The following is a 23,139-nucleotide window of genomic DNA, read 5'->3' on the forward strand; positions in this document are numbered from 1 at the left end:
TCACCCTCCTGCGAACGGCGGGAGCACCTCGACCGTGCCGCCGTCGGCCAGCCGTACCGTCTCATGTGCGCGGGTGCCCACGGGATCGCCGTCGACGAGGAACGAGCATCGCTGCAGGACGCGCACGAGTTCACCGGGGTGTCGCTCGCGGGCGGCGTCCAGCGCCTCGGCGAGCGTGGCCGCCTCGAACGGCTCCTCGGCGATCTGGGCCGCGGCCTTCGCGGCGGCCCAGTAGCGCACCGTGACCTTGGGCATCAGGTTCCTCGATCGATCGGCTGTGTACCCCGTCAGGCTAGCCGCCCTGCGCGAGGGCCCAGTCCCCGATCCGGTCCAGCAGTTCCTCGCCGGCCGCGTGCTCGGCGTGCCCCATGCCGGGCTCCAGCCAGAGCTCGCCCTGGTCACCGGGCGCGGCGGCCAGCATCCTGGGGTGGTCGAGGGGGAAGTAGCCGTCCCGGTCGCCGTGCACGATCAGCAGCGGAGCGGGCGCGATGTGCGGCACCGCCTCGACCGGCGACATCGGCACCGGATCCCACTGCCGGTGGTGGATCCGGGTGCGGAATCCGTAGCGGCCCACCAGACGCCCCTCGGGCCGGGTCACCAGCCAGTGCAGGCGGCGCATGTAGGGCGTGCCCCGGTAGTACCAGCGCGCAGGCGCACTCACCGACACCACCGCGTCCGCGTGCGCCCCCGCGCGCTGCTGAACGCTCCCCGCCGCGTCCGGCCGGTACAGCGCCGCGTGCCGCAGCACCACCGAGCCGCCCATGGAGAACCCGACGGTCACCACGCGCGCGTGCCCGAGCCCGCGGGCCCAGCGCACCGCTGCCGCCAGGTCCAGCACCTCGCGGTCACCGACGGTGGAGCGTCCGCCGGAGGCGCCGTGCCCCCGGAAGGAGAAGGTCACGACGGCTCCGTGCCGGGTGAGGGCCCGCGCCACCCTGCGCACATGCGGCCGGTCCACATGGCCGGTGAAGCCGTGGGCGACAACGAACACCAGATCACGGGCAGGTGGACGCGAGGGGTCGTCGGCGTCGTATACGACCGCACCCGGGTCGTATACGGAATCGATGGTCACACCGTCGTCGGTGTACAGAAACGTCCGCATAGGTGTACGTCTGGATGTCTCACAGTTCGGACGAACCGTCGATCGTGCCACATGACCTGCCGGAGCATCGCTCATGTCGGCTATTCTGCTGGGCAGAGGACTCGGGCAGCGTTGCCCCCGGGTCCTTTTGTGCTTTCGGAAGCGTTGTATACGACGCGGGAAACCGCAGGTGTACGGGCCTTCGGGATCGCAGAGCAGTTCCGTACCGCAATGTCCTCGCAGGGACCGAGGAGGAACCAGACGTATGAGTTCTCTGCTGCTCCTGACCAATGCCCTCCAGCCGTCGACGGAGGTGCTCCCCGCCCTCGGCCTGCTGCTGCACAACGTGCGCGTGGCTCCGGCCGAAGGCCCCGCACTCGTCGACACCCCGGGCGCCGACGTCATCCTGATCGACGGACGCCGCGACCTCCCGCAGGTCCGCAGCCTGTGCCAGCTCCTGCGCTCGACCGGGCCCGGCTGCCCCCTCGTCCTCGTCGTCACCGAGGGCGGTCTCGCCGCCGTCACCGCCGACTGGGGCATCGACGACGTCCTGCTCGACACCGCGGGTCCCGCCGAGGTGGAGGCGCGGCTGCGGCTCGCCATGGGCCGCCAGCAGATCGTCAACGACGACTCCCCGATGGAGATCCGCAACGGCGACCTGTCGGTGGACGAGGCGACCTACTCCGCCAAGCTCAAGGGCCGGGTCCTCGACCTCACCTTCAAGGAGTTCGAGCTCCTGAAGTACCTCGCCCAGCACCCGGGCCGCGTCTTCACGCGGGCGCAGCTCCTCCAGGAGGTGTGGGGCTACGACTACTTCGGTGGCACCCGGACCGTCGACGTGCACGTACGACGGCTGCGGGCGAAACTCGGCCCCGAGCACGAGTCGCTCATCGGCACCGTCCGGAACGTCGGTTATCGATTCGTTACGCCGGAGAAGGCCGATCGCGCCGCCGACGAAGCCAAGGCCAAGGCAAGCCGTTCAAAGTCGGACGATGCGGACGAGACGGCGGCCCTGGACGGCGCCGAGGTCCGCGCCGACGCCTAGCGCGGGCTCCGGCGGGGTGGGGCCGCGTTGCTTTCGCACAGCGAAGCCGTGGCCGGGCGCCGGGCAAGCTCCTTCACGCCCTGCCCAGAGCGGGTCCATCCGCGTAGACTCCGCGCGTGGCCAAGGTGACTCGGGATGACGTCGCGCGACTGGCAGGGACCTCCACTGCCGTCGTCAGTTATGTCATCAACAACGGACCCCGGCCGGTCGCCCCGGCCACGCGCGAGCGTGTCCTCGCCGCGATCAAGGAGCTGGGCTACCGTCCGGACCGGGTCGCGCAGGCGATGGCCTCGCGGCGCACGGATCTCATAGGCCTGATCGTGCCGGACGCACGCCAGCCCTTCTTCGGGGAGATGGCGCACGCCGTCGAGTGGGCCGCCGCCGAGCGCGGCAAGATGGTTCTCGTCGGCAACTCCGACTACGTGGGCGAGCGCGAGGTCCACTATCTGCGGGCGTTCCTCGGCATGCGGGTCTCCGGACTCATCCTCGTCTCCCACGCCCTGAACGACCTGGCCGCCGCCGAGATCGAGGCCTGGGACGCCCGGGTCGTGCTGCTGCACGAGCGGCCCGAGGCCATCGACGACGTCGCCGTCGTCACCGACGACCTGGGCGGCGCCCAGCTCGCCGTCCGCCACCTGCTGGAGCACGGGTACGAGTACGTCGCCTGTATGGGCGGCACCGCGGAGACCCCGGCGGTCGGCGACCCGGTCTCCGACCACGTCGAGGGCTGGCGGCGGGCCATGGCCGAGGCCGGGCTCCCCACCGAGGGACGGCTCTTCGAGGCGCCGTACAACCGCTACGACGCGTACCGCATAGCGCTGGACATCCTCGCCGGGCCGGACCGGCCGCCCGCGATCTTCTGCTCCACCGACGACCAGGCGATCGGTGTGCTGCGCGCGGCTCGTGAGCTGCGGATCGACGTGCCCGGGAAGCTGGCCGTCGCCGGGTTCGACGACATCAAGGAAGCGGCGCTGGCGGACCCGCCGCTGACGACCATCGCGTCGGACCGGTCGGCGATGGCTCGGGCCGCGGTGGACCTGGTCCTCGACGACGGGTTGCGCGTCGCGGGCTCCCGGCGGGAGCGGTTGAAGGTGTTCCCGTCGCGGCTCGTGACCCGGCGGTCCTGCGGGTGCGCCTGAGAGCGGCAGGGCTGACGGGGCCACCGTCCCGACGGCTTTCCTGAGAGGTCTCCGAGGGGCGGGCGCCTACCGCCGAAACGGCCTTTACATCGGGCATACGCGCTTCTGCCGGGCTTCTCAGTCAGCACTCAGGAAGCTCTCATGGACGGGCGACAAGCTCATTTCCATGACCGAGAGCTTCCGCCGCAGCGGCGATCACGAGAACCCCCGCCAGGGCGCCGAGCAGCACGCCTCCTCGCCCGTCGACCCGGAATGGCCGCCCCCGCCGGCGTACCGGCCCTCGGTGCACCAGGCGGGCGGCGGAACGCCCACCACGCTCCTGACCGAGCCCGTCGCCCAGGCGCCCAGGGCCGGGCGCCGCACCCGGGGTCCCGTCGCCCTCATCGCCGCCGTGGCGATCGTGGCCGCGGCGATCGGAGGCGGCACGGCCTACGGCATCCAGGAGCTGACCGGCAACGACACCGTCGCCGGCTCCAGCACCACGAACACCAACGTCGTCCCCGCCAGCCAGAAGGGCACCGTCGCCGGGGTCGCCAAGGCGGTCGGTCCGAGCATCGTCGAGATCAACGCGGCCTCGAACGCCGGGTCCTCCACCGGCTCCGGTGTGATCATCACCGGTGACGGCGAGATCGTCACCAACAACCACGTCATCGCGGGCGCCTCGCAGATCAAGGTCTCCACCAGCGACGGGAAGTCGTACACCGCCAAGGTCGTCGGCACCGACAGCAGGAAGGACCTCGCGCTGATCAAACTGGAGAACGCCTCCGGTCTCAAGGCGGCCGGCCTCGGCGACTCCAGCCGGGTGCAGGTCGGCGACCAGGTCGTGGCGATCGGCTCCCCCGAGGGCCTGACCGGCACCGTCACCAGCGGCATCGTCTCGGCCCTCGACCGCGACGTGACCGTCTCGACGGACGAGGGGCAGCAACAGCCGGACGGCGGCTGGCCGTTCGAGTTCGGCGGGCGCCAGTTCAACGGCGACACCGGCTCGGACACCACGACGTACAAGGCCCTGCAGACCGACGCCTCACTGAACCCCGGCAACTCCGGCGGTGCGCTGATCGACATGAACGGCAACATCATCGGCATCAACTCCGCGATGTACTCGCCGGCGGGTTCGAGCTCCACCGACGCCGGCAGCGTCGGCCTCGGCTTCGCCATCCCGATCGACACCGTCAAGTCCGACCTGGCGACGCTGCGGTCGGGGGCGCAGAACTAGAAGCCGAGGCCGAACATGCGAGGCTGAAGGCGTACAGCCGCTCAGTCCCCGTCCCACCACACCCGAGGATCCCGAGCCCATGAGCCCCGCCGACGGCGACCGTGACCCCCAGCGCATCCTGATCGTCGACGACGAGCCGGCCGTGCGCGAAGCGCTCCGGCGCAGCCTCGCCTTCGAGGGGTACGACACCGAGGTCGCGGTCGACGGTGCCGACGCCCTGGAGAAGATGTCCGCCTACCGGCCCGACCTGGTGGTCCTGGACATCCAGATGCCCCGCATGGACGGCCTGACCGCGGCCCGCCGCATCCGTGGCGCCGGCGACACGACCCCGATCCTGATGCTGACGGCCCGTGACACGGTCGGTGACCGCGTGACGGGACTGGACGCGGGCGCCGACGACTACCTCGTGAAGCCCTTCGAACTGGACGAGCTGTTCGCCCGGGTCCGCGCGCTGCTGCGCCGCAGTTCGTACGCGGCGGCGGGGGCGAGCGCGGCGGACGACGACGAGGCGCTCACCTTCGCCGACCTGCGTATGGACCTCGCCACGCGGGAGGTCACACGGGGTGGGCGGCCGGTGGAGCTGACCCGTACCGAGTTCACGCTGCTGGAGATGTTCATGGCGCATCCACGGCAGGTCCTCACCCGGGAGCAGATCCTGAAGGCGGTGTGGGGCTTCGACTTCGAGCCGAGCTCCAACTCACTGGACGTGTACGTCATGTACCTGCGCCGCAAGACCGAGGCGGGCGGCGAGCCACGGCTCGTGCACACGGTCCGGGGCGTGGGGTACGTGCTGCGGCAGGGCGGGGCGGAGTGAAGCGTGTAGTGCGCCGGTACCGGTCCCTGCCGATCCGCTCCCGGCTGGCGCTGCTGGTGGCGGCGGCGGTGGCGTTCGCGGTGGCCGCGGTCTCGGTGACGTGCTGGTTCATCGTGCAGGGGAAGCTGTACGAGCAGGTCGACTCCGACCTGAAGGACATGGCGCGCAGGCCCGGAACGGTCACGGCGCTCCTGCAGAGGTGCACGCAGACCCCGCAGGAGAACACCCAGCTGTTCCCGGGACGGAACGACTACGTCCAGGCGATCAAGGAGGAGGGCGCCCCCTGCGTCGACCCGAACTCCCCGGGCACGGTCAAGGTCACCGACTCCGACAAGACCGTGATCGAGAACGCGAAGAGCAGCGAGGGCATGTTCCGCGACGGCACCACCGAGGGCGGCGACGCCGTACGTGTGCTGACCGTGTACCTGGGCGTCGACCAGGCCGATTCACAAGGGGTCGCCCTGCAGCTCGCGACCCCTCTGAAGGGCACCCACGCCACCCTCAACGAACTGGCCCTGATCCTTCTCCTCGTCTCCGGCGTGGGAGTACTCGGCGCCGGTGCCGCCGGCCTCGCGGTCGCCCGCGCGGGGCTGCGTCCCGTCGACAAGCTCACCGAGGCCGTCGAGCACGTGGCCCGCACCGAGGACCTGAACATCCGCATCCCCGTCGAGGACGACGCCGAGGACGAGGTGGCGCGCCTGTCCCGCTCCTTCAACTCCATGACATCGGCGTTGGCCAGTTCCCACGAGCTCCAGCAGCAGCTCATCGCCGACGCGGGCCACGAGCTGCGTACCCCCCTGACGTCATTGCGCACCAACATCGAACTCCTCACCCGCAGCGAGGAGACGGGCCGCCCGATCCCCGAAGCCGACCGCAAGGCACTGCTCGCCTCGGTGAAGGCCCAGATGACCGAACTGGCGGCTCTCATCGGTGGCTTGCAGGAACTGTCCCGTTCGGAGGGCCAGCGCGGTGAGCGCGTTCAGGTGATCTCGCTGGAGGACACGGTGGAGTCGGCGCTGCGCCGAGCCCGCCTCCGCGGCCCGGAGCTGACGATCACGGCCGACCTCCGGCCCTGGTACGTCCGCGCGGAACCGGCGGCGCTGGAGCGCGCGGTGGTCAACGTCCTCGACAACGCGGTGAAGTTCAGCCCCGAGGGCGGCACGATCGAGGTCGCCCTGCACGACGGCGTCCTCACCGTCCGCGACCACGGCCCCGGCATCCCCTCCGACGAACTCCCCTACGTCTTCGACCGCTTCTGGCGTTCGCCGAGTGCGCGGGCGCTGCCGGGGTCGGGACTGGGTCTGTCGATCGTGGCCCGGACCGTCGAGCAGGCCGGCGGCCAGGTCACCCTGGAGCGCGCGGAGGGCGGCGGCACGGTGGCGACCGTACGGCTGCCGGGTGCGCCTACGGCTCCGCCGGACATTCCGTAGCGGCTCTCACGCGGGGCCCTTCAAGCGACGGCGTCCTGAGCCCGGTCACAGCCGGAAGAGTCAAGGCGGGCGCGGGAAAGCACCAAGAGCATGCCAACGCTCGATCATGAGTTCTCCGCGCCCGGCCATGATTCGGCAACGTGAACAGCCGTCCGCTTCATCGAGCGTACGTTCCAGTTCGTGAACTCCGACAGATCCGCCGGCCCCGTGCCGGCCGCCTCCGCTCACAAGCGGTTCGCCTTCCCCTCGCTCGCCCGCCGCGCACTGCTGCGGGCCGGGCTGACCGGGGCCGCGGCGCTGGGAACCACCGCAGCCCTCGGCTCGGGCCCCGCCGCCGCCGCACCGGCCACCACGGCCTCCCGCCACCGTCCCAGCACCCCCGCGGAAGCCCTGCGGGCCCTGGCGGCCGGCAACCGGCGCTGGCGCAGCTACCGTGAACGGCACCCCGACGAGTCGCCCGCCGTGCGTCAGGCCCTGACGTCCGGTCAGCACCCCTTCGCCGTCGTGCTCGGCTGCATCGACTCCCGTGTCCCTCCGGAGCTGGTCTTCGACCAGGGCCTCGGCGACCTGATGACCGTGCGCTCCGCCGGTGAGGTGCTGGACGAGGCCGTACTGGGCAGCGTCGCCTACGGCGTGCTCGAACTGGACATCCCGCTGGTCGTGGTGCTCGGGCACCAGTCCTGCGGCGCGGTGAAGGCCGCGGTCGCGGCGGACGGGTCGGGCGAGCGGCTGCCTGCCCACATCCAGTACATAGCCGACCAGATAGCGCCGAACATAGACCGCGGCAAGGAGGGCGACGCCCGCGTCGACTCGACCATCGACGCCAACGTACGAGCCGTCCGCGCCCGCCTCGCCGCGGAACCGGACCTCGCCGCGAAGGTCGCCGCGGGCGAGCTGGCCATCGTCGGCGCCCGCTACGAACTGACGACCCAGGGCGTCCACCGCCTGTGCTGACGCCGCGGGGCGAGCGGGTGCGGCCGTCCTCCCGGACACCTGCCGCACCCGCTCGCCCTCACGTCCCTCGGCCGGGGACGGCACTCACCTGCCGCCGACGGTGAGCCCCGCGCCCTCCAGGCGGACCCTGATCCCGTCCTCCTCCACCCGCACGTCCCGCAACCGCAGCTCACCGCTCGGCGGTTCGGGCAGGCGGAAGCCCAGGGACAGCTGGTCGGCCAGGACCGGCCGGGTGAGGCGGGGCAGGGCGTCGAGGAGGGCCGGGTCGAATCCGAGGCGCTTGAGGAGCTCGGGGTGGTCCAGGGCCAGGTCGATGAGGTTGAGCTTCATCGCCCGCTGGGCGAAACGCGGGGTGCCGGTCAGCTCGGTGAGCTTGGCCTCGCTGCGCAGGGCGTCGCGCACCAGTGAGTCGGGCACGCCCAGACGCCGTACCACGGAGGGGACCGACAGCAGCGCCTTCGCCTTGTGGGTCTCCTCGGCGAGGCGCTCCGCCGACCGGGGGCTCAGGTGCAGACCCTGGGAGGCGCGGGCGCCGGGGCGGTACGTGGCCAGGTCCCCGATGTCCAGGCGCATGCCTGCGATGTGGGTCGCGATGCCGCGGTCGCCCTCGCGCACGATGCGGGCCTCGGCGCGCAGCCGCAGGTCGTGTCCGGCGACCGGCAGGGTGCCGCGCGCCCGGACGCGGTCGTCGCCCTCACCGGTGAACGTCACCTGGGAGGCGCCGAGTTCGCGGTTCAGGTCCGCGAACGAGAGCAGGACGTCGCCCTCCAGGCGGGGGACGTCGGCGCCGCGCACCTCGGTCGGGCCGTCGGTGTCCAGGCGTACGTCCTTCGCCGTCGCCGTCACCTGGGCGAGCGAGATCCGGTCGGCGGCCACGTCGGGGACGGTGACCCGCACCGAGTCCAGCCGCTCGTCGGCGACCTGGGTGAGGAAGGGGAAGCCGCCGATCTCGACTTCGGGGGCCGCCGTCAGGTGCAGTCGGTCCTTGAGGGTGTCCGCGGCTCTGCGCTCGGCGTACAGCAGGGCCCAGCGGTCGCCCAGGGCGAGGAAGGCGGCGAGGACGAGCAGGCCGACCACCGCCTTGAGGGCGAGGGGAAGCCCCGCGAAGCGACCGCGCCGGCGGCGCCGGCCGTTACGGCGGTGGTTGGGCGGGGCCCAGGGATCGTCCTGGGCCGCCGCCTCGTCCCGCTCGTCCGGCCCGTCCGGCCCGTCCGGCCCGTCGCGCGTGTCCTCGTGGAGGAACTCGTCCAGCGGGCCGTCGTCCAGCGGGCGGTCGTCCAGTGCGGCGAGCTCCTCGTATGGGTTTGTATACGGATGCGTCGTTATGTGGTGGGGGGAACGCATCGGTCCATCCGACCATGCGCACGCCCCCCACCCGCAACCTGTACCGGGGGTTTGCGATCTAGTTCACGCCGGTTCACGCAATCCCGCGTCGAACTACTTCACCACGGTGATCCGGTTCGCCGCCGGCGGCGCGATCGGGTCGGACGCCGAGGAGTTGGCCGTCAGGTACTTCTCCAGCGCCGTCAGGTCGTCGGAGCCGACCAGGTCGTTCGTGCCCTGACCCAGCGTCGGGAAACCGTCGCCGCCGCCCGCGAGGAAGCTGTTCGTGGCGACGCGGTAGGTGGCCGTCGGGTTGACGGCCTCGCCGTTCAGCTTGATGGAGTCGGTCACCACCCGGTCCGCACCCGTCTTCGTCAGGTCCAGGGTGTAGGTCAGGCCCGAGGACACCTGCAGGACCTTGGGCGAGGCCGCGTTCGTGCCGCTGACCTGCTCCTTGAGCACCTGGATCAGCTGTGCGCCGGTGAAGTCCTGCAGGTTCACGGTGTTGGAGAACGGCTGCACGGTGAAGCCCTCGGCGTACGTCACCACACCGTCGCCCTCGGCGCCCTTGGCCGCGTAGGTCAGCGGTGCCCGGATGCCGCCGGGGTTCATCAGCGCCAGGTCGGTCTCCGGGTCCAGCTCCTTGCCGTGCGCGAGCTGCGCGTCCGCGATCAGGTCGCCCATCGGGGACTCGGTGCCGGTGCTGGGGATGTCGGCGGAGATGTAGCCGATCGCGCGGTTGCCGATGGGCGCCGCGAGGGTGTTCCACTTGCTGATCAGCTCGGTCATGTCGGGCGCCTTGGGGACGTCCCGGGTGACCACGTGGTTCGCCGACTTCACGGCCGTACGGGCGATGTCGCCGGTGAAGCGGTCGTACGTCAGCGTGGTGTCGGTGTAGAGGCGGCCGAAGGCCGCGGCCGACGTGACCGTGCGCGGCTTGCCCGACGGGTCGGCGATCGTGCACGCGTACGCGGCGTGCGTGTGGCCGGTGACCAGCGCGTCGACCTGCGGCGTGATGTTCTTGGCGATGTCGACGATCGGACCGGAGATCCCGTCGCCCGCGCCCGGCGCGTCACAGTCGTAGTTGTACGACGTCGAGGCGGGGGCCCCGCCCTCGTGGATCAGGGCGACGATCGACTTCACGCCCTGGCTCTGGAGCACCTTGGCGTACTTGTTGATCGTCTCGACCTCGTCCTTGAACTTCAGGCCCTTGACGCCCTCGGCCGAGACGACGCCCGGTGTGTCCTCCAGGGTCACACCGATGAAGCCGACCTTGACGTCCTTCTTCTTCCACACCCAGTAGGGCTTGAGGATCGGCTTGCCGGTCTTCTCGTTCAGGACGTTCGCGGCGAGGTACGGGAAGTCGGCGCCCTCGAACTCCTCGTCCGTGTAGCAGCCGGCCGTCGGGTGGCAGCCGCCCTTCTGCAGGCGGGCCAGTTCCTTGGCGCCCTCGTCGAACTCGTGGTTGCCGACGGAGGTGACGTCCAGGTCGAGCTTGTTCAGCGCCTCGATGGTGGGCTCGTCGTGGAAGAGGCCCGAGATCAGCGGGGAGGCGCCGACCATGTCGCCGCCGGCCGCGGTGATGGAGTACTTGTTGCCCTCGCGGGCCTTGCGCAGGTGCGTGGCGAGGTACTCCACGCCGCCCGCGTCGATGGTCTTCGTGGTGCCGTCGTGCTGGAGCTCGGTGACCCGGCCGGAGGAACCGGCCGGCGGCTCCAGGTTGCCGTGCAGGTCGTTGAAGGACAGCAGCTGCACGTCCTGGTAGCGGCTGAAGTAGTGGCCGCCGCCGTGCCGGTCCGAGCTCTCCGTCGCCGTCGCCGCCCCGGGGAGGGCGGCGACCAGCGCGCCCGCGGTGGCGAGCGACGCCGCGGTCGCTATCAGCGCGTACGTACGGCGTCTGCGGTGGTCCTGGTGGGATGTGGCTGGCATGCGCCCCCCTGTCGGTCTAGGTGTGACATGGCCCCGTCGGGCGGCAGCCTAGAGTCAACGCGCGTAGCGCGACAGGGGATTCAGGTCACACGTTGATTGCTTCTGTGCCGGGACTTTGACCAGACGGCCCCTTACCCTCGTACGCATGACCAGCGACGACACCGCACACCCCCTCTCGTCCCGCGCCATCGAGACCCGCTTTGCGCTCTCCCCGGAGCAGACCGAGGCCGTACTGGAACTGCTCGCGGAGGCCGCCCGCAACGACGGGCAGCAGGCGGTGTCCGAGCAGGGCCGGCTGCAGCTGCGGGGCGGCGAGCGCGAGGGCGTGTCGCATCTGCTGCTGACGGTCGCGGGCGAACTCGTCGGTTACGCCCAGCTGGAGGACACCGACCCGGTGGAGGCGCCGGCCGCCGAACTGGTCGTCCGCCCCTCGCACCGCGGCCACGGCCACGGCCGCGCCCTTGGCTCGGCCCTGCTCGCCGCGTCCGGCAAACGGCTGCGGGTGTGGGCCCACGGCGGCCACGCCGCCGCCCGCCACCTCTCCCAGGTGCTCGGCCTCACCCTGTTCCGCGAACTGCGCCAGATGCGCCGCTCCCTGGCCGACCTGAACCTGCCCGACCCGGTGCTCCCCGAGGGCGTGACGGTGCGCGCCTTCGTGCCCGGCCAGGACGACTCCGCCTGGCTCACCGTGAACGCCGAGGCGTTCGCGCACCACCCCGAGCAGGGCTCCCTCACCCAGCGGGACCTCGACGACCGCAAGGCCGAGCCCTGGTTCGACCCGGCCGGGTTCTTCCTGGCGGAGCGCGGGGGTGAACTCGTCGGCTTCCACTGGACGAAGGTCCACGCGGCCGACGGGCTCGGCGAGGTGTACGTCCTCGGCGTGCGGCCGGGCGAGCAGGGCGGGGGCCTGGGCAAGGCCCTGACCACGATCGGGCTGCGGCACCTGGCCGCACAGGGGCTGCCGACGGCGATGCTGTACGTCGACGCCGACAACAAGGCGGCGGTGTCGGTGTACGAGCGGCTGGGGTTCACCACGTACGAGACGGACCTGATGTACCGCACGGAGACCTGACCTACCGGAGACCCGGTATCCGGGGACGCGACATACCGGGCCACAACGGGATGTCGATCCACACATAACTTCCTTAAGGGGCGGCAGCCTTGACGCCGCCCCTTTCTTTGCACCACCCTTTCACTACTCAATTAGTGAAAGGGTGGTGGAACGGGTGGTCGAGTACCGCATCGACCGGCGCTCCGGCGTCGCCACCTACGTCCAGATCGTCCAGCAGACCAAACAGGCGCTGCGCCTGGGCGTGTTGGAGCCGGGCGACAAACTGCCCACGGCCCGCGAGGTCGTCGAGGCCACCGCCATCAACCCCAACACCGTCCTCAAGGCCTACCGCGAACTGGAACGCGAGGGCCTGGTCGAGGCGCGACGGGGACTCGGCACCTTCGTCCGCCGCACCCTGGGCACCGCCCCGGCCGACTCGCCGCTGCGCACCGAGCTGGACGCCTGGGCCGTGCGGGCCCGCGAGGCCGGGCTGGACCGCGACGACGTGGACGCGCTCTTCACTTCCGTACTGGACACGCACTTCAAGGGGGACGACTCATGACCGACACCGCCATCGAGGCGGCGGCGCTGAGCAAGAGGTTCGGGCGCCGCAGGCCGGCCCTGGACGGCTGCGCCTTCCGGTTGCCGACGGGCCGGGTCTGCGCGGTCGTCGGCCCGAACGGCGCCGGCAAGTCGACCCTGCTCTCCCTGGCCGCCGGACTGCTGCGGCCCACCGACGGCACGATCACCGTCCTCGGCCGGTCCCCCGCCGCCGCCCGTGAGCGCCTGGCGTACGTCGCCCAGGACAAGCCCCTGCACCCCCAGCTCACCGTCGCCGACACCCTGCGCTTCGGCCGCGAGCTCAACCCCCGCGGCTGGGACACCCGGACCGCCGAGCGGATCGTCGCCGAGGGCGAACTCGACCCCCACGCCAAGATCCGCACGCTCTCCGGCGGCCAGCGCACCCGCGTCGCCCTCGCCCTCGCCCTCGGCAAGCGCCCCGAAGTGCTGCTCCTGGACGAGCCCATGGCCGACCTGGACCCCCTCGCCCGGCACCAGCTGATGGCCACGCTCATGGCCGACGCCGCCGAGCGCGGCACCACGGTTGTCATGTCCTCGCACGTCGTCGCCGAACTGGACGGCGCCTGCGACCACCTCCTGCTGCTCGGCTCCGGCCGGGTCCGCCTCGCCGGCCCGCTGGACGACCTGCTCGCCGCACACCGGCTCGTCAAGGCCCGCGCCGAGACACCGCTCGCCCCGCACACCGTGATCGAGTCCCGCACCACGGGACGTCAGCTCACGGCGCTGATCCGCCCCGCGGGCCCCCTCGGCGACACCTGGCAGGCCTCACCACCGACCCTGGAGGAACTGGTCCTGGCGCACCTGCGCGCTCCCGAGGCACCGGCCCTGCGCTTCGACGGTGTCCAGGAGGCCGCCGCATGACCGCCCTGACGCTGGAGAGGTCCACCACCGCCGAGCCCTCCCGGGGGCCGCGCGGACTGCTCTGGACGCTGCTGCGGGTGCACCGCTCGGCACTGTGGTTCTGGGTGATGCTGGTGGTCGTGGCCGCCGGTGCCCTGCTGTGGGCGTACGGTCCGGGAGCGGACGCCGCCTGGGCCGAGTACCGCACCCTGCACTGCGACACGAACGATCCCGGCCTGGGCTGCGACGCCCTGGGCCCCGCCTACGACATGTACGACACGGCCGTCGGCATCGGCGCCGGACTCCTCGGCCTCGCTCCCTTCCTCACCGCCGCCTGGGCGGGCGCCGCGCTCATCGGACGTGAACTGGAGAGCGGTACCGCCCAGTTGGCGTGGACGCAGTCGGTCACGCCGGCCCGCTGGCTGGCCGCCAAGCTCGCCGTCCCGGCCGCCCTCCTCACCACCGGCATGCTCGTGCTCACGCTGCTGCACCGCACGCTGTGGTCGGCGGACGGTCAGCTGCGGGCGGCGATGGGCTCGCGGAGCTGGTACCAGGGCACCGCCTTCGAAGCCAACGGCACCGTCGGCGTCTCCTACGCCCTTCTCGGCCTCGCCGTCGGCGTCCTGGCGGGTCTGCTCCAGCGCCGCGCCCTGCCCGCGCTCGGCCTGGCGGTCATCGGCCTGGCGCTCATCACGACCGTGCTCGGCACCCTGCGCCCGTACCTGTGGCCACTGGCGACGCTCACCGACAAGCACGAGTACCCGCCGTACATCGGCATGGTCGTCGACGAGGGCGCCCTCACCTCCACCGGCGCCCGCGTGCCGGACCCCATCTGCGTCGACGACACCAAGTGCCTCGCCGAGCACGACATCGTCGGCTTCTACCGCGACTACCACCCGTCCTCCCACTTCTGGCCCCTCCAGCTGGTGGAGACCGGCATCGTCCTCGCCGTCGCGGCCCTGACGGTCCTGCTCGCCTTCCGGATGCTGAAGCGCCGTACCGGAGCCGCCGTATGACCACCGCGCTCTCCGCCACGGCGGCTCCGGCCGCCCGAACCCCGCGCGGGCCGAGCGGCCTGGTCTGGGCCGTGCTGCGGGTGCACCGCACGGCCCTGGTCTTCCTGGCGCTGGCGCTGGCCGCCGCCGTGGCCGTCCTGATCTGGATGTACGCCATCGGCGACGAGGCACGCCGGGGGCTGAGCGCGTGCGCCATGCCGGTCGCCGCCGACGGCCTGCCCTCCTGCGCCTCCGTCCACGCGATCACCGCCGACGACACGTACCGCGCCTTCATCGCGCTGATCGCCGCGGCCCTGTCGTACACGGTCCTCCCCGTGGCCGCCTGGGCGGGCGGGGCGCTCATCGGACGCGAACTGGAGAACGGCACCGCCCGGCTGACCTGGGTCCAGTCGGTCTCCCCGGCCCGCTGGCTGGCCGCCAAGCTCGCCGTCCCGGCCGTCCTGCTCACCGTCGGCATCGGCGGGCTCGTGCTGCTGTACCTGTCGACGCGGCAGGATGACCCCAGCCTGGCCGGCGACTGGTACTTCCCGGAGGTCTACATCAGCCTCGGGCCGACCGCCGTCGCCCACGCGCTGGCCGGACTCGCCCTCGGCGCCCTCGCCGGACTGCTGTGCCGCCGGGCGCTGCCCGCCGCGGGCGCGGGCTTCACCGCCGCCCTGGTCCTCCACACCGTGCTGGAACGCTTCCGCGAGGACCTGTGGCCGACGGTCACCCGTGTCGAGAAGACCGAGTTCGAGCTGCCGCGCTCGGCCTGGCAGACGCACTGGCAGAGCGAGACCCGGGTGACGTACCACCCCGAGTCCCACTTCTGGCCGCTCCAGTACGTCGAGACCGGCATCCTCCTCGCCGTAGCCGCCGCCGCGACGGTCACCGCCTTCGCCGTCCTGCGCCGCCGCACCCCGTGAGACCCGCCGCACGTCCCTCCACGGGGGGAGGGACGTGCGGCCGCGGCGGCCGGCCACCCGGTGAACCTTTGCGGGCCGCCCCCCGCTATCCCACACGCCATGTCTCCGTAACCAACGGTTCAGACAGGCTTGCGACGCTCGGCCAATGACGCCCGCCGTGCCAGAGCCTTCGCCGTCCACGGAGGGGAGCGCGACCAACGGGTACGCCCGACGCCTCGCCACCACGCTCCCGCCCGCCCGTTCCGACGCGCCCGTAAGCCTCGACGCGCGGAACAATGGGCACATGAGCCAGTCCACAAACGCCCAGGCGAACGTCCAGCACGCGCAGCCCTCCGTGGGCTCCATAGCGGCACACCGCCCGCACACGGTCTCCTCGGCGGTCGTCTCCGAGCTGGAACCCGACATCGACGCCGACCTCGACGCGTACGAGGTCACCGAGATCGCGGGCGTCCAGCTGCCCCAGGGCCGCTTCCTGGACCGGGAGCGCAGCTGGCTCGCGTTCAACGAGCGCGTCCTCGAACTCGCCGAGGACCCGAACACCCCGCTGCTCGAACGGGCGAACTTCCTGGCGATCTTCGCCAGCAACCTGGACGAGTTCTTCATGGTCCGCGTGGCCGGTCTGAAGCGCCGTATCGCGACCGGTGTCGCCACCCGCTCCGCCTCCGGCCTCCAGCCCCGCGAGGTCCTGGAGATGATCTGGGCCCGCTCCCGCGAGCTGATGGCCCGGCACGCCGCGTGCTACCACGAGGACGTGGCTCCCGCCCTCGCGGAGGAGGGCATCCACCTGGTCCGCTGGAACGAACTGCAGGAGAAGGAGCAGGCCCGCCTGTTCACCCTGTTCCGGCACCAGATCTTCCCGGTCCTGACCCCGCTGGCGGTCGACCCGGCGCACCCGTTCCCGTACATCTCCGGCCTGTCCCTGAACCTGGCCGTGCGGGTACGGAACCCCGTCACCGGCACGCCCCACTTCGCCCGCGTCAAGGTGCCCCCGCTGCTCTCCCGCTTCCTGGAGGCCTCCCCCGGCCGGTACGTCCCGCTGGAGGACGTCATCGCCGCGCACCTGGAGGAGCTGTTCCCGGGCATGGAGGTCCTGGAGCACCACGCCTTCCGGGTCACCCGCAACGAGGACCTGGAGGTGGAGGAGGACGACGCCGAGAACCTGCTCCAGGCCCTGGAGAAGGAGCTCATGCGGCGCCGCTTCGGGCCGCCGGTGCGCCTGGAGGTCGAGGAGAACATCAACCAGGAGGTCCTGGACCTGCTGGTGCGCGAGCTGAAGATCAGCGAGGCCGAGGTCTACCCGCTGACCGGCCCCCTCGACCTCACCGGTCTGTTCCGCATCGCCTCCATCGACCGGCCCGAGCTGAAGTACCCGAAGTTCGTCGCCGGCACCCACCGCGACCTCGCCGAGGTGGAGTCCGCGTCGGCGCCGGACATCTTCGCCGCGCTGCGCAACCGGGACGTCCTGCTGCACCACCCGTACGACTCCTTCTCCACCTCCGTGCAGGCGTTCCTGGAGCAGGCGGCAGACGACCCGGACGTCCTCGCGATCAAGCAGACCCTGTACCGGACGTCCGGCGACTCCCCCATAGTCAACGCGCTCATCGACGCCGCCGAGGCCGGCAAGCAGGTGCTCGTCCTGGTCGAGATCAAGGCCCGGTTCGACGAGCACGCCAACATCAAGTGGGCGCGCAAGCTGGAGGAGGCGGGCTGCCATGTGGTGTACGGCCTCGTCGGCCTGAAGACCCACTGCAAGCTGTCGCTGGTGGTCCGCCAGGAAGGCGAAACGCTCCGGCGCTACAGCCACGTCGGCACCGGCAACTACCACCCGAAGACGGCACGGCTGTACGAGGACCTGGGCCTGCTGACGGCCGACCCGCAGGTCGGCGCGGACCTGTCCGACCTGTTCAACCGGCTGTCGGGCTACTCGCGCCGCGAGACGTACCGGCGTCTGCTGGTCGCGCCCAAATCCCTGCGCGACGGCCTGATCTCGCGGATCAACAAGGAGGTCCAGCACCACCGTGCCGGGCGTCCCGCCTACGTCCGCATCAAGGTCAACTCGATCGTCGACGAGGCGCTCATCGACGCCTGCTACGGCGCGTCCCAGGCGGGCGTGCCGGTCGACATCTGGGTCCGCGGCATCTGCGCGGTCCGCCCGGGCGTGCCGGGGCTGTCGGAGAACGTCCGCGTCCGCTCGGTCCTCGGCCGCTTCCTCGAACACTCCCGGGTCTTCGCCTTCGGCAACGGCGGCGAACCCGAGGTGTGGATCGGCAGCGCCGACATGATGCACCGCAACCTCGACCGCCGTATAGAAGCACTGGTCAGGGTCACCGACCCCGCCCACCGCGCCGCGCTGAACCGGCTCATGGAGACCGGTATGTCCGACTCCACCGCGTCCTGGCACCTGGGGCCGGAGGGCGAGTGGACCCGGCACGCGACGGACGTGGACGGGCAGCCCCTGCGCAACGTCCAGGAGATGCTCATAGACGCCCGGAGGCGCCGGCGTGGCACAGCAACACCTTGACCCGACGGACCCCGTGGCCGGGGCGGTGACCGGGGACGCCCTCGCGGGCTACCTGCGCGCCCAGGCCACGGAGTTCCTCCGAGCCCTGCGCCTGCACCGGGAGACCGGCGGCGACGGGGGCGCCCTCGCCCGGGCGAAGTCCCGGCCGGCGGGCAGCGGCTCGGTGGACTCCGTCGACGCGGCCCGGGCCCTGCGCCGCTCGGCCCGCCGCATCAGCGCCAGCCTGCACACCTTCCGCTCCCTGCTGGACCCCGACTGGTCGGAGGCCATCCGCCCGGAACTGGCCTGGCTCTCGGGAACCCTCGCCATGGAACACGCGTACGCGGCCCGCCTGGACCGCCTGCTGCTGGCGCTGCACCGGTTGTCGGGGGCACCGGTCTTCCCGGCGCAGGCGGGCACGGGGATCGCGGGGGGGACGCCGGCCGGTGACTCGGCGGCGGGCGTCCACTCGGCGCGCGCAGCCGGGACCGCGGCCGACGGCCCGCTCGGCGCCGCCGCGGGCAGTCCGTCCCGAACCGCGTCCGACGCGCCGGACCCGGCCGCGGACGGTCGTGTCGCCGGGGCCGCACCCGCCCTGCGGAAAGCGGCACCGTCGCACGCCGGCCCGCCCGCCCCGGCGCCCGCCCCCGACCGGGGCAACCTCACGGTCGGCGCCGCCAAAGCGGGCGCGCTCCTCGAACGCCAGCTCACCCTCGCCCGGACCCGGGCGCACAGCACCGCACTCCAGGCCCTCGGCAGCAGCCGTTTCCACGCCGTGGCCGACGGCATCGCCTTACTGGCCAGCGAGGTCCCCCTCACCGCCGCCGCGGCCACCGCCGACCTGCGCCCCCTCGCTGTCGCCGCCGAGGAACGCCTCACCGACGCCGTCGCCGCGCTCCCCCTGGTGACCGCGGGCCACCCCTACAACGCGGAGGCCCTCATCCACGGCCTCTCCCCGGATCCGGCCCCGCACCCGCAGGACGCGCCCTGGCACCAGGTCCGTCTGCTGCTGCGCCTGCACCGCTACGCCCGCGAGGCCCTCCACGGCGGCGACGCCTCGGTGGACGTACGGTTGCTGGCGGCCGGTCAGTCCCTCGACCGGCACCGCGACGCCTCCGAGGCGGCGGCCGCCGCGGCCCAGGCGGCCCGCACGCCGCGGATCGCCCCGGCGACGGCGTACGCCCTGGGAGTGCTGCACGCCGATCAGCGGCACGAGGTGGAGGCGGCGCGGTTCGCCTTCCAGCAGTCCTGGCAGATGCAGACCGTGGGCACGTCCTGAGACGGAGGCGCTGACCGGAAGGCGGGCATCCCAGGAAGGAGGCATACCGGTGACACAAGCGAAGGACCTCACCGTCCGCGCGGCCGGCTGCGTCCTGTGGCGCCGCTCCCCGGCCGGCGGTGAGGTGGAGATATGCCTCATCCATCGGCCGAAGTACGACGACTGGTCACACCCCAAGGGCAAGCTGAAACGCGGCGAGGACCCCTTGGAGGGGGCCCTGCGCGAGGTGACGGAGGAGACGGGGCACACCGCCCGCCCCGGCGCCGAGCTGCCGACCGTGCGGTACGTGGCGAACGACCGCCCCAAGGAGGTCCGCTACTGGGCCGCCGAGGCGGGGCCGGGCACCTTCACCCCGGGCCCGGAGGTGGACCGCATACGGTGGCTCTCCCCCGCGGCCGCCCGGCGCCGGCTGACCCAGCCGAGGGACCGCACCCTCGTGGACGCCTTGCTCGAGTCGCTGCACCTCGCCTGAGCACCGGCACATCGCACAAAGTCTCGGGATGTACCCGTGTCCTCGACGTGAGCGTTCCGTGACCTCACCGCACCGTCCCCAGGGGTTCACCCCTCGTTCATTTACGCCAATCGGCCGCTTCACCTGATCTGCCTAATTTCAGCCTTACGCGGTGCGGACCGCGCCCCGGGGGGACGTCCGCACCACCCATTCTTCGCACGCCGCCGAATTCAGGACGGCGGCTCCTGGAAGGAACTCCCTCAAGTGAAGCTTCAGCGCAAGAACCGGCGGGCACTCGCTCTCGGCGCTCTCGCCGTCTCCGGCGCCCTGGCCCTCACGGCGTGCGGCTCCGACGAAACCGGCACCAACGGCGGCAGCGGCACGTCCACCGCCGCGGCCGGCAACATCAAGTGCGACGACGCCCAGGGCCAGCTGCTCGCCGACGGCTCTTCCGCGCAGAAGAACGCCATCGACGCCTGGGTCAAGCAGTTCACCGCCGCCTGCAAGAACGTCCAGATCAACTACAAGGGCGGCGGCTCCGGCGCCGGTGTCACCGCCTTCACGCAGGGCCAGGTCGCCTTCGCCGGTTCCGACTCCGCCCTGGACGAGGAGGAGATCGCCGCCTCCAAGAAGGTCTGCTCCAACGGTCAGGGCATCGACCTGCCCATGGTCGGCGGCCCGATCGCGGTCGGCTACAACGTCCCGGGCGTCGACAAGCTCGTCCTGGACGCGCCGACCCTCGCCAAGATCTTCAACGACAAGATCAAGAACTGGAACGACCCGGCGATCGCGAAGCTGAACCCCGGCGTCAAGCTTCCCGACCTGAAGATCCAGGCGTTCCACCGCTCCGACGAGTCCGGCACCACGGACAACTTCACCAAGTACCTGATCGCCACCGCCAAGTCCGAGTGGCCCTACGAGGGCGGCAAGGCCTGGCAGGCCAAGGGCGGCCAGTCCGCCTCCGGCTCCTCCGGTGTCGCCCAGCAGGTCAAGCAGACCGCCGGCGCCATCAGCTACATGGAGCTGTCGTACGCCAAGGACGGCATCAAGGCCGTCAGCATCGACACGGGTGCCGCCGAGCCGGTCGAGGCCAACGTCGCCAACGCCACCAAGATGATCGCCGCCGCCAAGCGCGTCGGCACCGGCAAGGACATGGCGCTGGAGCTGGACTACGCCACCAAGGCCGAGGGCGCCTACCCGATCACCCTGGTGACCTACGAGATCGTCTGCGACAAGGGCAACAAGGCCGAGACCCTGCCCGGTACCAAGGCGTTCCTGCGCTACATCGCCTCCGAGGACGGCCAGAAGATCCTCACCGAGAACGACTACGCCCCGATGCCCGCGGAGATCATCTCCGAGGTCCGCAAGACCATCGAGGGCCTGAACTGACCTGGGTGCGGTCCGGTCCGGGCCCCAGTGACCCGGACCGGACCGCACCTTCCGGTGCACCGCCGCCCGGAGCCGTGTCACCCGCACGGCTCCTCCGAGCCGCCGCAGACCGCATGCGGCTCCGCAGACCGGAGAACCCGATGGACATATCGACGAAGAACATCCAAGCTCCTCCACCCGTCCCCGAGCCCTCGCCGACCGAGCAGAAGCGTGCCGCCCGGGGCGCCACCCGACCCGGTGACCGGATCTTCCTCGGTCTCTCCCGTGGGTCGGGCATCTTCCTGCTGGTGATCATGGCCGCCATCGCGGTCTTCCTCACCTACCGCGCGAGCCTCGCGATCAGCAAGGACGAGGCGAACTTCCTCACCGCCTTCGAGTGGAACACCAGCGCGGTGCCGCCGAAGTTCGGCATCGCGGTCCTGGTCTACGGCACGATCGTCTCCTCGGTCATCGCCATGGTCATCGCGGTCCCGATCGCCGTCGCCATCGCGCTGTTCATCACGCACTACGCGCCGCGCAAGCTCGGCGGCACGATCGCCTACGTCATCGACCTGCTCGCCGCCGTGCCGTCCATCGTCTACGGCTTGTGGGGCGCCCTGATCCTCGTCCCGCACATGGACGGCCTGTTCGGCTGGCTGGACAGCTACCTCGGCTGGACCGGCGTGTTCTCCTGGGACAGCGGCGCCCCCCGCTCGATGCTCACCGTCGGCGTCCTGCTCGCGATCATGATCCTGCCGATCATCACCAACGTGAGCCGCGAGGTCTTCCGGCAGGTACCGCAGATGCACGAGGAGGCGGCCCTGGCGCTCGGCGCCACCCGCTGGGAGGTCATCCGCATGGCGGTCCTCCCCTTCGGCCGCTCCGGCGTGATCTCCGCCTCGATGCTCGGCCTCGGCCGCGCCCTCGGCGAGACGATGGCCGTGGCCACGGTGCTCTCGCCGGACTTCGACATCCACGCCAGCCTGCTCAACCCGGGCGGCGGCACCTTCGCCCAGAACATCGCCAGCAAGTTCGGTGAGGCGACCGAGTTCGGCCGGGACGCCCTGATCGCCTCCGGCCTCGTCCTGTTCGTCATCACCCTGCTGGTCAACGGCGCGGCCCGCGCGATCATCGCCCGCCGCAAGGAGTACTCGGGGGCCAACGCATGAGCACCGCCGCCACCGTCAGCACCCTCAAGGGTGCCCGCCTGCCCAAGTGGGCGCCGTACGCGATCGCGGCCGGCTCGGCCGCCGTGGCCGTGGGCGTCGGCCTGGCCGCCGGCCTGCACAGCCGCGTCCAGTGGGGGCTGATCGCCGGTCTCCTGTTCGTCTTCGGCACGTACGTCATCGCCTCCCGCGTCGAGGGTCCCCGCCAGGCCAAGGACCGCATCGCCACCTCGCTGGTGTGGGTGGCCTTCCTGCTCGCCGTCGTCCCGCTGGTCTCCCTGATCTGGGAGACGGTCAAGCGCGGCGTGAAGGTCCTCGACGTCTACTTCCTGACCCACTCCATGGGCGTGGTCGCCGACTCCGAGCCGGGCGGTGGCATCTACCACGCCATCCTCGGCACCCTGGAGCAGGTCGGCCTCGCCACCCTGATCGCCGCGCCGATCGGTGTGCTGACCGCGATCTACCTGGTGGAGTACGGCCGCGGGAATCTCGCCCGGGCCATCACCTTCTTCGTCGACGTCATGACCGGCATCCCGTCGATCGTCGCGGGTCTGTTCATCCTCAGCCTCATGCTGATGCTGGAGATGCAGCCCTTCGGCTTCGCCGGCTCGCTCGCGCTCGCGATCCTGATGATGCCGGTGGTCGTCCGCTCCACGGAGGAGATGCTCAAGCTCGTCCCGAACGAGCTGCGCGAGGCGTCCCTGGCGCTCGGCGTCCCGAAGTGGCGCACCATCCTGAAGGTGGTCGTACCGACCTCCATCGGCGGTATCACGACCGGCATCATGCTGGCGGTCGCCCGTATCACCGGTGAGACGGCCCCGGTGCTGCTGCTGGTGTTCGGCAACGCGTTCATCAACGCCAACCCCTTCGAGGGTGCGCAGGCGTCACTGCCGCTGTACATCTATCAGCAGTACGCGAACAGCGCCGGTTCCCCGGCGGCGTACGACCGTGCGTGGGCCGCGTCGCTCACCCTGATCGCCTTCGTGATGATCCTCAACCTGGTGGCCCGGGGCATCGCCCGCTGGAAGGCCCCGAAGACCGGTCGCTGAG

General features: G+C 71.5%; 21 protein-coding genes. 17 read left to right on the forward strand and 4 right to left on the reverse strand.

The annotated features are described in order from the left end of the window. Both ACWCPI_RS37110 and ACWCPI_RS37115 read right to left on the reverse strand, forming a co-directional pair. Complete coding sequence (locus ACWCPI_RS37110; protein ID WP_451042366.1) at positions 1 to 255, reverse strand: MoaD/ThiS family protein; 255 nt, start codon at positions 253 to 255, stop codon at positions 1 to 3. 37 nt (positions 256 to 292) lie between these two features. After that, positions 293 to 1,177, reverse strand: coding sequence for an alpha/beta hydrolase (locus ACWCPI_RS37115; protein ID WP_451042367.1), 885 nt, complete (start codon positions 1,175 to 1,177; stop codon positions 293 to 295). A gap of 169 nt (positions 1,178 to 1,346) precedes the next feature. On the opposite strand from ACWCPI_RS37115, the gene ACWCPI_RS37120 reads away from it, so the two are divergent. From ACWCPI_RS37120 to ACWCPI_RS37145, 6 genes are all read left to right on the forward strand, one after another. After that, complete coding sequence (locus ACWCPI_RS37120) at positions 1,347 to 2,126, forward strand: winged helix-turn-helix transcriptional regulator (RefSeq protein WP_451042368.1); 780 nt, start codon at positions 1,347 to 1,349, stop codon at positions 2,124 to 2,126. A gap of 116 nt (positions 2,127 to 2,242) precedes the next feature. Beyond that, complete coding sequence (locus ACWCPI_RS37125; RefSeq protein WP_451042369.1) at positions 2,243 to 3,265, forward strand: LacI family DNA-binding transcriptional regulator; 1,023 nt, start codon at positions 2,243 to 2,245, stop codon at positions 3,263 to 3,265. Positions 3,266 to 3,431: 166 nt separating this feature from the next. Next, entirely contained in the window at positions 3,432 to 4,481 is a 1,050-nt protein-coding gene (locus ACWCPI_RS37130; protein WP_451042370.1) for a S1C family serine protease, read from the forward strand. A gap of 79 nt (positions 4,482 to 4,560) precedes the next feature. After that, the gene (locus ACWCPI_RS37135) at positions 4,561 to 5,295 is read left to right on the forward strand and encodes a response regulator transcription factor (protein WP_451042371.1); all 735 of its coding nucleotides are present in this window, start codon (positions 4,561 to 4,563) and stop codon (positions 5,293 to 5,295) included. After that, entirely contained in the window at positions 5,292 to 6,725 is a 1,434-nt protein-coding gene (locus ACWCPI_RS37140) for a HAMP domain-containing sensor histidine kinase (RefSeq protein WP_451042372.1), read from the forward strand. Before ACWCPI_RS37135 ends, ACWCPI_RS37140 begins: the two co-directional genes overlap by 4 nt. A gap of 180 nt (positions 6,726 to 6,905) precedes the next feature. Next, a complete protein-coding gene (locus tag ACWCPI_RS37145) occupies positions 6,906 to 7,679 on the forward strand; it encodes a carbonic anhydrase (protein ID WP_451042373.1) in 774 nt (257 codons plus the stop codon). Between the two features lie 84 nt (positions 7,680 to 7,763). Here ACWCPI_RS37145 and ACWCPI_RS37150 read toward each other — a convergent pair whose 3' ends face one another. Beyond that, complete coding sequence (locus ACWCPI_RS37150) at positions 7,764 to 9,023, reverse strand: LmeA family phospholipid-binding protein (RefSeq protein WP_451042374.1); 1,260 nt, start codon at positions 9,021 to 9,023, stop codon at positions 7,764 to 7,766. Between the two features lie 93 nt (positions 9,024 to 9,116). Further along, positions 9,117 to 10,931, reverse strand: a complete 1,815-nt coding sequence (locus ACWCPI_RS37155; RefSeq protein ID WP_451042375.1) for a bifunctional metallophosphatase/5'-nucleotidase — start codon at positions 10,929 to 10,931, stop codon at positions 9,117 to 9,119. A gap of 145 nt (positions 10,932 to 11,076) precedes the next feature. On the opposite strand from ACWCPI_RS37155, the gene mshD reads away from it, so the two are divergent. From mshD to pstA, 11 genes are all read left to right on the forward strand, one after another. Beyond that, positions 11,077 to 12,003, forward strand: a complete 927-nt coding sequence (gene mshD, locus ACWCPI_RS37160; protein WP_451042376.1) for a mycothiol synthase — start codon at positions 11,077 to 11,079, stop codon at positions 12,001 to 12,003. Between the two features lie 154 nt (positions 12,004 to 12,157). Next, the gene (locus ACWCPI_RS37165; RefSeq protein WP_451042377.1) at positions 12,158 to 12,544 is read left to right on the forward strand and encodes a GntR family transcriptional regulator; all 387 of its coding nucleotides are present in this window, start codon (positions 12,158 to 12,160) and stop codon (positions 12,542 to 12,544) included. Further along, entirely contained in the window at positions 12,541 to 13,425 is an 885-nt protein-coding gene (locus tag ACWCPI_RS37170; RefSeq protein WP_451042378.1) for an ABC transporter ATP-binding protein, read from the forward strand. Before ACWCPI_RS37165 ends, ACWCPI_RS37170 begins: the two co-directional genes overlap by 4 nt. Continuing rightward, positions 13,422 to 14,420, forward strand: coding sequence for an ABC transporter permease (locus tag ACWCPI_RS37175; RefSeq protein ID WP_451042379.1), 999 nt, complete (start codon positions 13,422 to 13,424; stop codon positions 14,418 to 14,420). The genes ACWCPI_RS37170 and ACWCPI_RS37175 overlap by 4 nt, the downstream gene beginning before the upstream one ends. Further along, the gene (locus ACWCPI_RS37180; protein ID WP_451042380.1) at positions 14,417 to 15,325 is read left to right on the forward strand and encodes a hypothetical protein; all 909 of its coding nucleotides are present in this window, start codon (positions 14,417 to 14,419) and stop codon (positions 15,323 to 15,325) included. The genes ACWCPI_RS37175 and ACWCPI_RS37180 overlap by 4 nt, the downstream gene beginning before the upstream one ends. A gap of 283 nt (positions 15,326 to 15,608) precedes the next feature. Then, positions 15,609 to 17,846: an RNA degradosome polyphosphate kinase gene (locus tag ACWCPI_RS37185; protein ID WP_451042381.1), complete on the forward strand. Its 2,238-nt coding sequence runs from the start codon at positions 15,609 to 15,611 to the stop codon at positions 17,844 to 17,846. After that, positions 17,827 to 19,104, forward strand: a complete 1,278-nt coding sequence (locus tag ACWCPI_RS37190; protein ID WP_451042382.1) for a CHAD domain-containing protein — start codon at positions 17,827 to 17,829, stop codon at positions 19,102 to 19,104. The genes ACWCPI_RS37185 and ACWCPI_RS37190 overlap by 20 nt, the downstream gene beginning before the upstream one ends. Before the next feature lie 49 nt (positions 19,105 to 19,153). Then, complete coding sequence (locus ACWCPI_RS37195) at positions 19,154 to 19,576, forward strand: NUDIX hydrolase (RefSeq protein ID WP_451042383.1); 423 nt, start codon at positions 19,154 to 19,156, stop codon at positions 19,574 to 19,576. A gap of 243 nt (positions 19,577 to 19,819) precedes the next feature. After that, positions 19,820 to 20,944, forward strand: coding sequence for a phosphate ABC transporter substrate-binding protein PstS (gene pstS, locus ACWCPI_RS37200; protein ID WP_451042384.1), 1,125 nt, complete (start codon positions 19,820 to 19,822; stop codon positions 20,942 to 20,944). A gap of 140 nt (positions 20,945 to 21,084) precedes the next feature. Continuing rightward, positions 21,085 to 22,092: a phosphate ABC transporter permease subunit PstC gene (gene pstC / locus ACWCPI_RS37205; RefSeq protein ID WP_451042385.1), complete on the forward strand. Its 1,008-nt coding sequence runs from the start codon at positions 21,085 to 21,087 to the stop codon at positions 22,090 to 22,092. After that, complete coding sequence (gene pstA / locus ACWCPI_RS37210) at positions 22,089 to 23,138, forward strand: phosphate ABC transporter permease PstA (protein WP_451042386.1); 1,050 nt, start codon at positions 22,089 to 22,091, stop codon at positions 23,136 to 23,138. Before pstC ends, pstA begins: the two co-directional genes overlap by 4 nt. Position 23,139: the final 1 nt, after the last annotated feature.

This window comes from Streptomyces sp. NPDC001920 (genome assembly GCF_053594495.1).

Excerpts from the sequence above, each read along its gene's own strand:
- ACWCPI_RS37180 (WP_451042380.1), top strand. The coding sequence starts at position 14,417 with ATGACCACCGCGCTCTCCGCCACGGCGGCTCCGGCCGCCCGAACCCCG.
- ACWCPI_RS37175 (WP_451042379.1), top strand. The coding sequence starts at position 13,422 with ATGACCGCCCTGACGCTGGAGAGGTCCACCACCGCCGAGCCCTCCCGG.
- ACWCPI_RS37120 (WP_451042368.1), top strand. The coding sequence starts at position 1,347 with ATGAGTTCTCTGCTGCTCCTGACCAATGCCCTCCAGCCGTCGACGGAG.
- ACWCPI_RS37185 (WP_451042381.1), top strand. The coding sequence starts at position 15,609 with ATGAGCCAGTCCACAAACGCCCAGGCGAACGTCCAGCACGCGCAGCCC.
- ACWCPI_RS37110 (WP_451042366.1), bottom strand. The coding sequence starts at position 255 with ATGCCCAAGGTCACGGTGCGCTACTGGGCCGCCGCGAAGGCCGCGGCC.
- ACWCPI_RS37130 (WP_451042370.1), top strand. The coding sequence starts at position 3,432 with ATGACCGAGAGCTTCCGCCGCAGCGGCGATCACGAGAACCCCCGCCAG.
- ACWCPI_RS37170 (WP_451042378.1), top strand. The coding sequence starts at position 12,541 with ATGACCGACACCGCCATCGAGGCGGCGGCGCTGAGCAAGAGGTTCGGG.
- pstC (WP_451042385.1), top strand. The coding sequence starts at position 21,085 with ATGGACATATCGACGAAGAACATCCAAGCTCCTCCACCCGTCCCCGAG.
- mshD (WP_451042376.1), top strand. The coding sequence starts at position 11,077 with ATGACCAGCGACGACACCGCACACCCCCTCTCGTCCCGCGCCATCGAG.
- pstA (WP_451042386.1), top strand. The coding sequence starts at position 22,089 with ATGAGCACCGCCGCCACCGTCAGCACCCTCAAGGGTGCCCGCCTGCCC.
- ACWCPI_RS37150 (WP_451042374.1), bottom strand. The coding sequence starts at position 9,023 with ATGCGTTCCCCCCACCACATAACGACGCATCCGTATACAAACCCATAC.
- ACWCPI_RS37155 (WP_451042375.1), bottom strand. The coding sequence starts at position 10,931 with ATGCCAGCCACATCCCACCAGGACCACCGCAGACGCCGTACGTACGCG.
- ACWCPI_RS37115 (WP_451042367.1), bottom strand. The coding sequence starts at position 1,177 with ATGAGCGATGCTCCGGCAGGTCATGTGGCACGATCGACGGTTCGTCCG.
- ACWCPI_RS37135 (WP_451042371.1), top strand. The coding sequence starts at position 4,561 with ATGAGCCCCGCCGACGGCGACCGTGACCCCCAGCGCATCCTGATCGTC.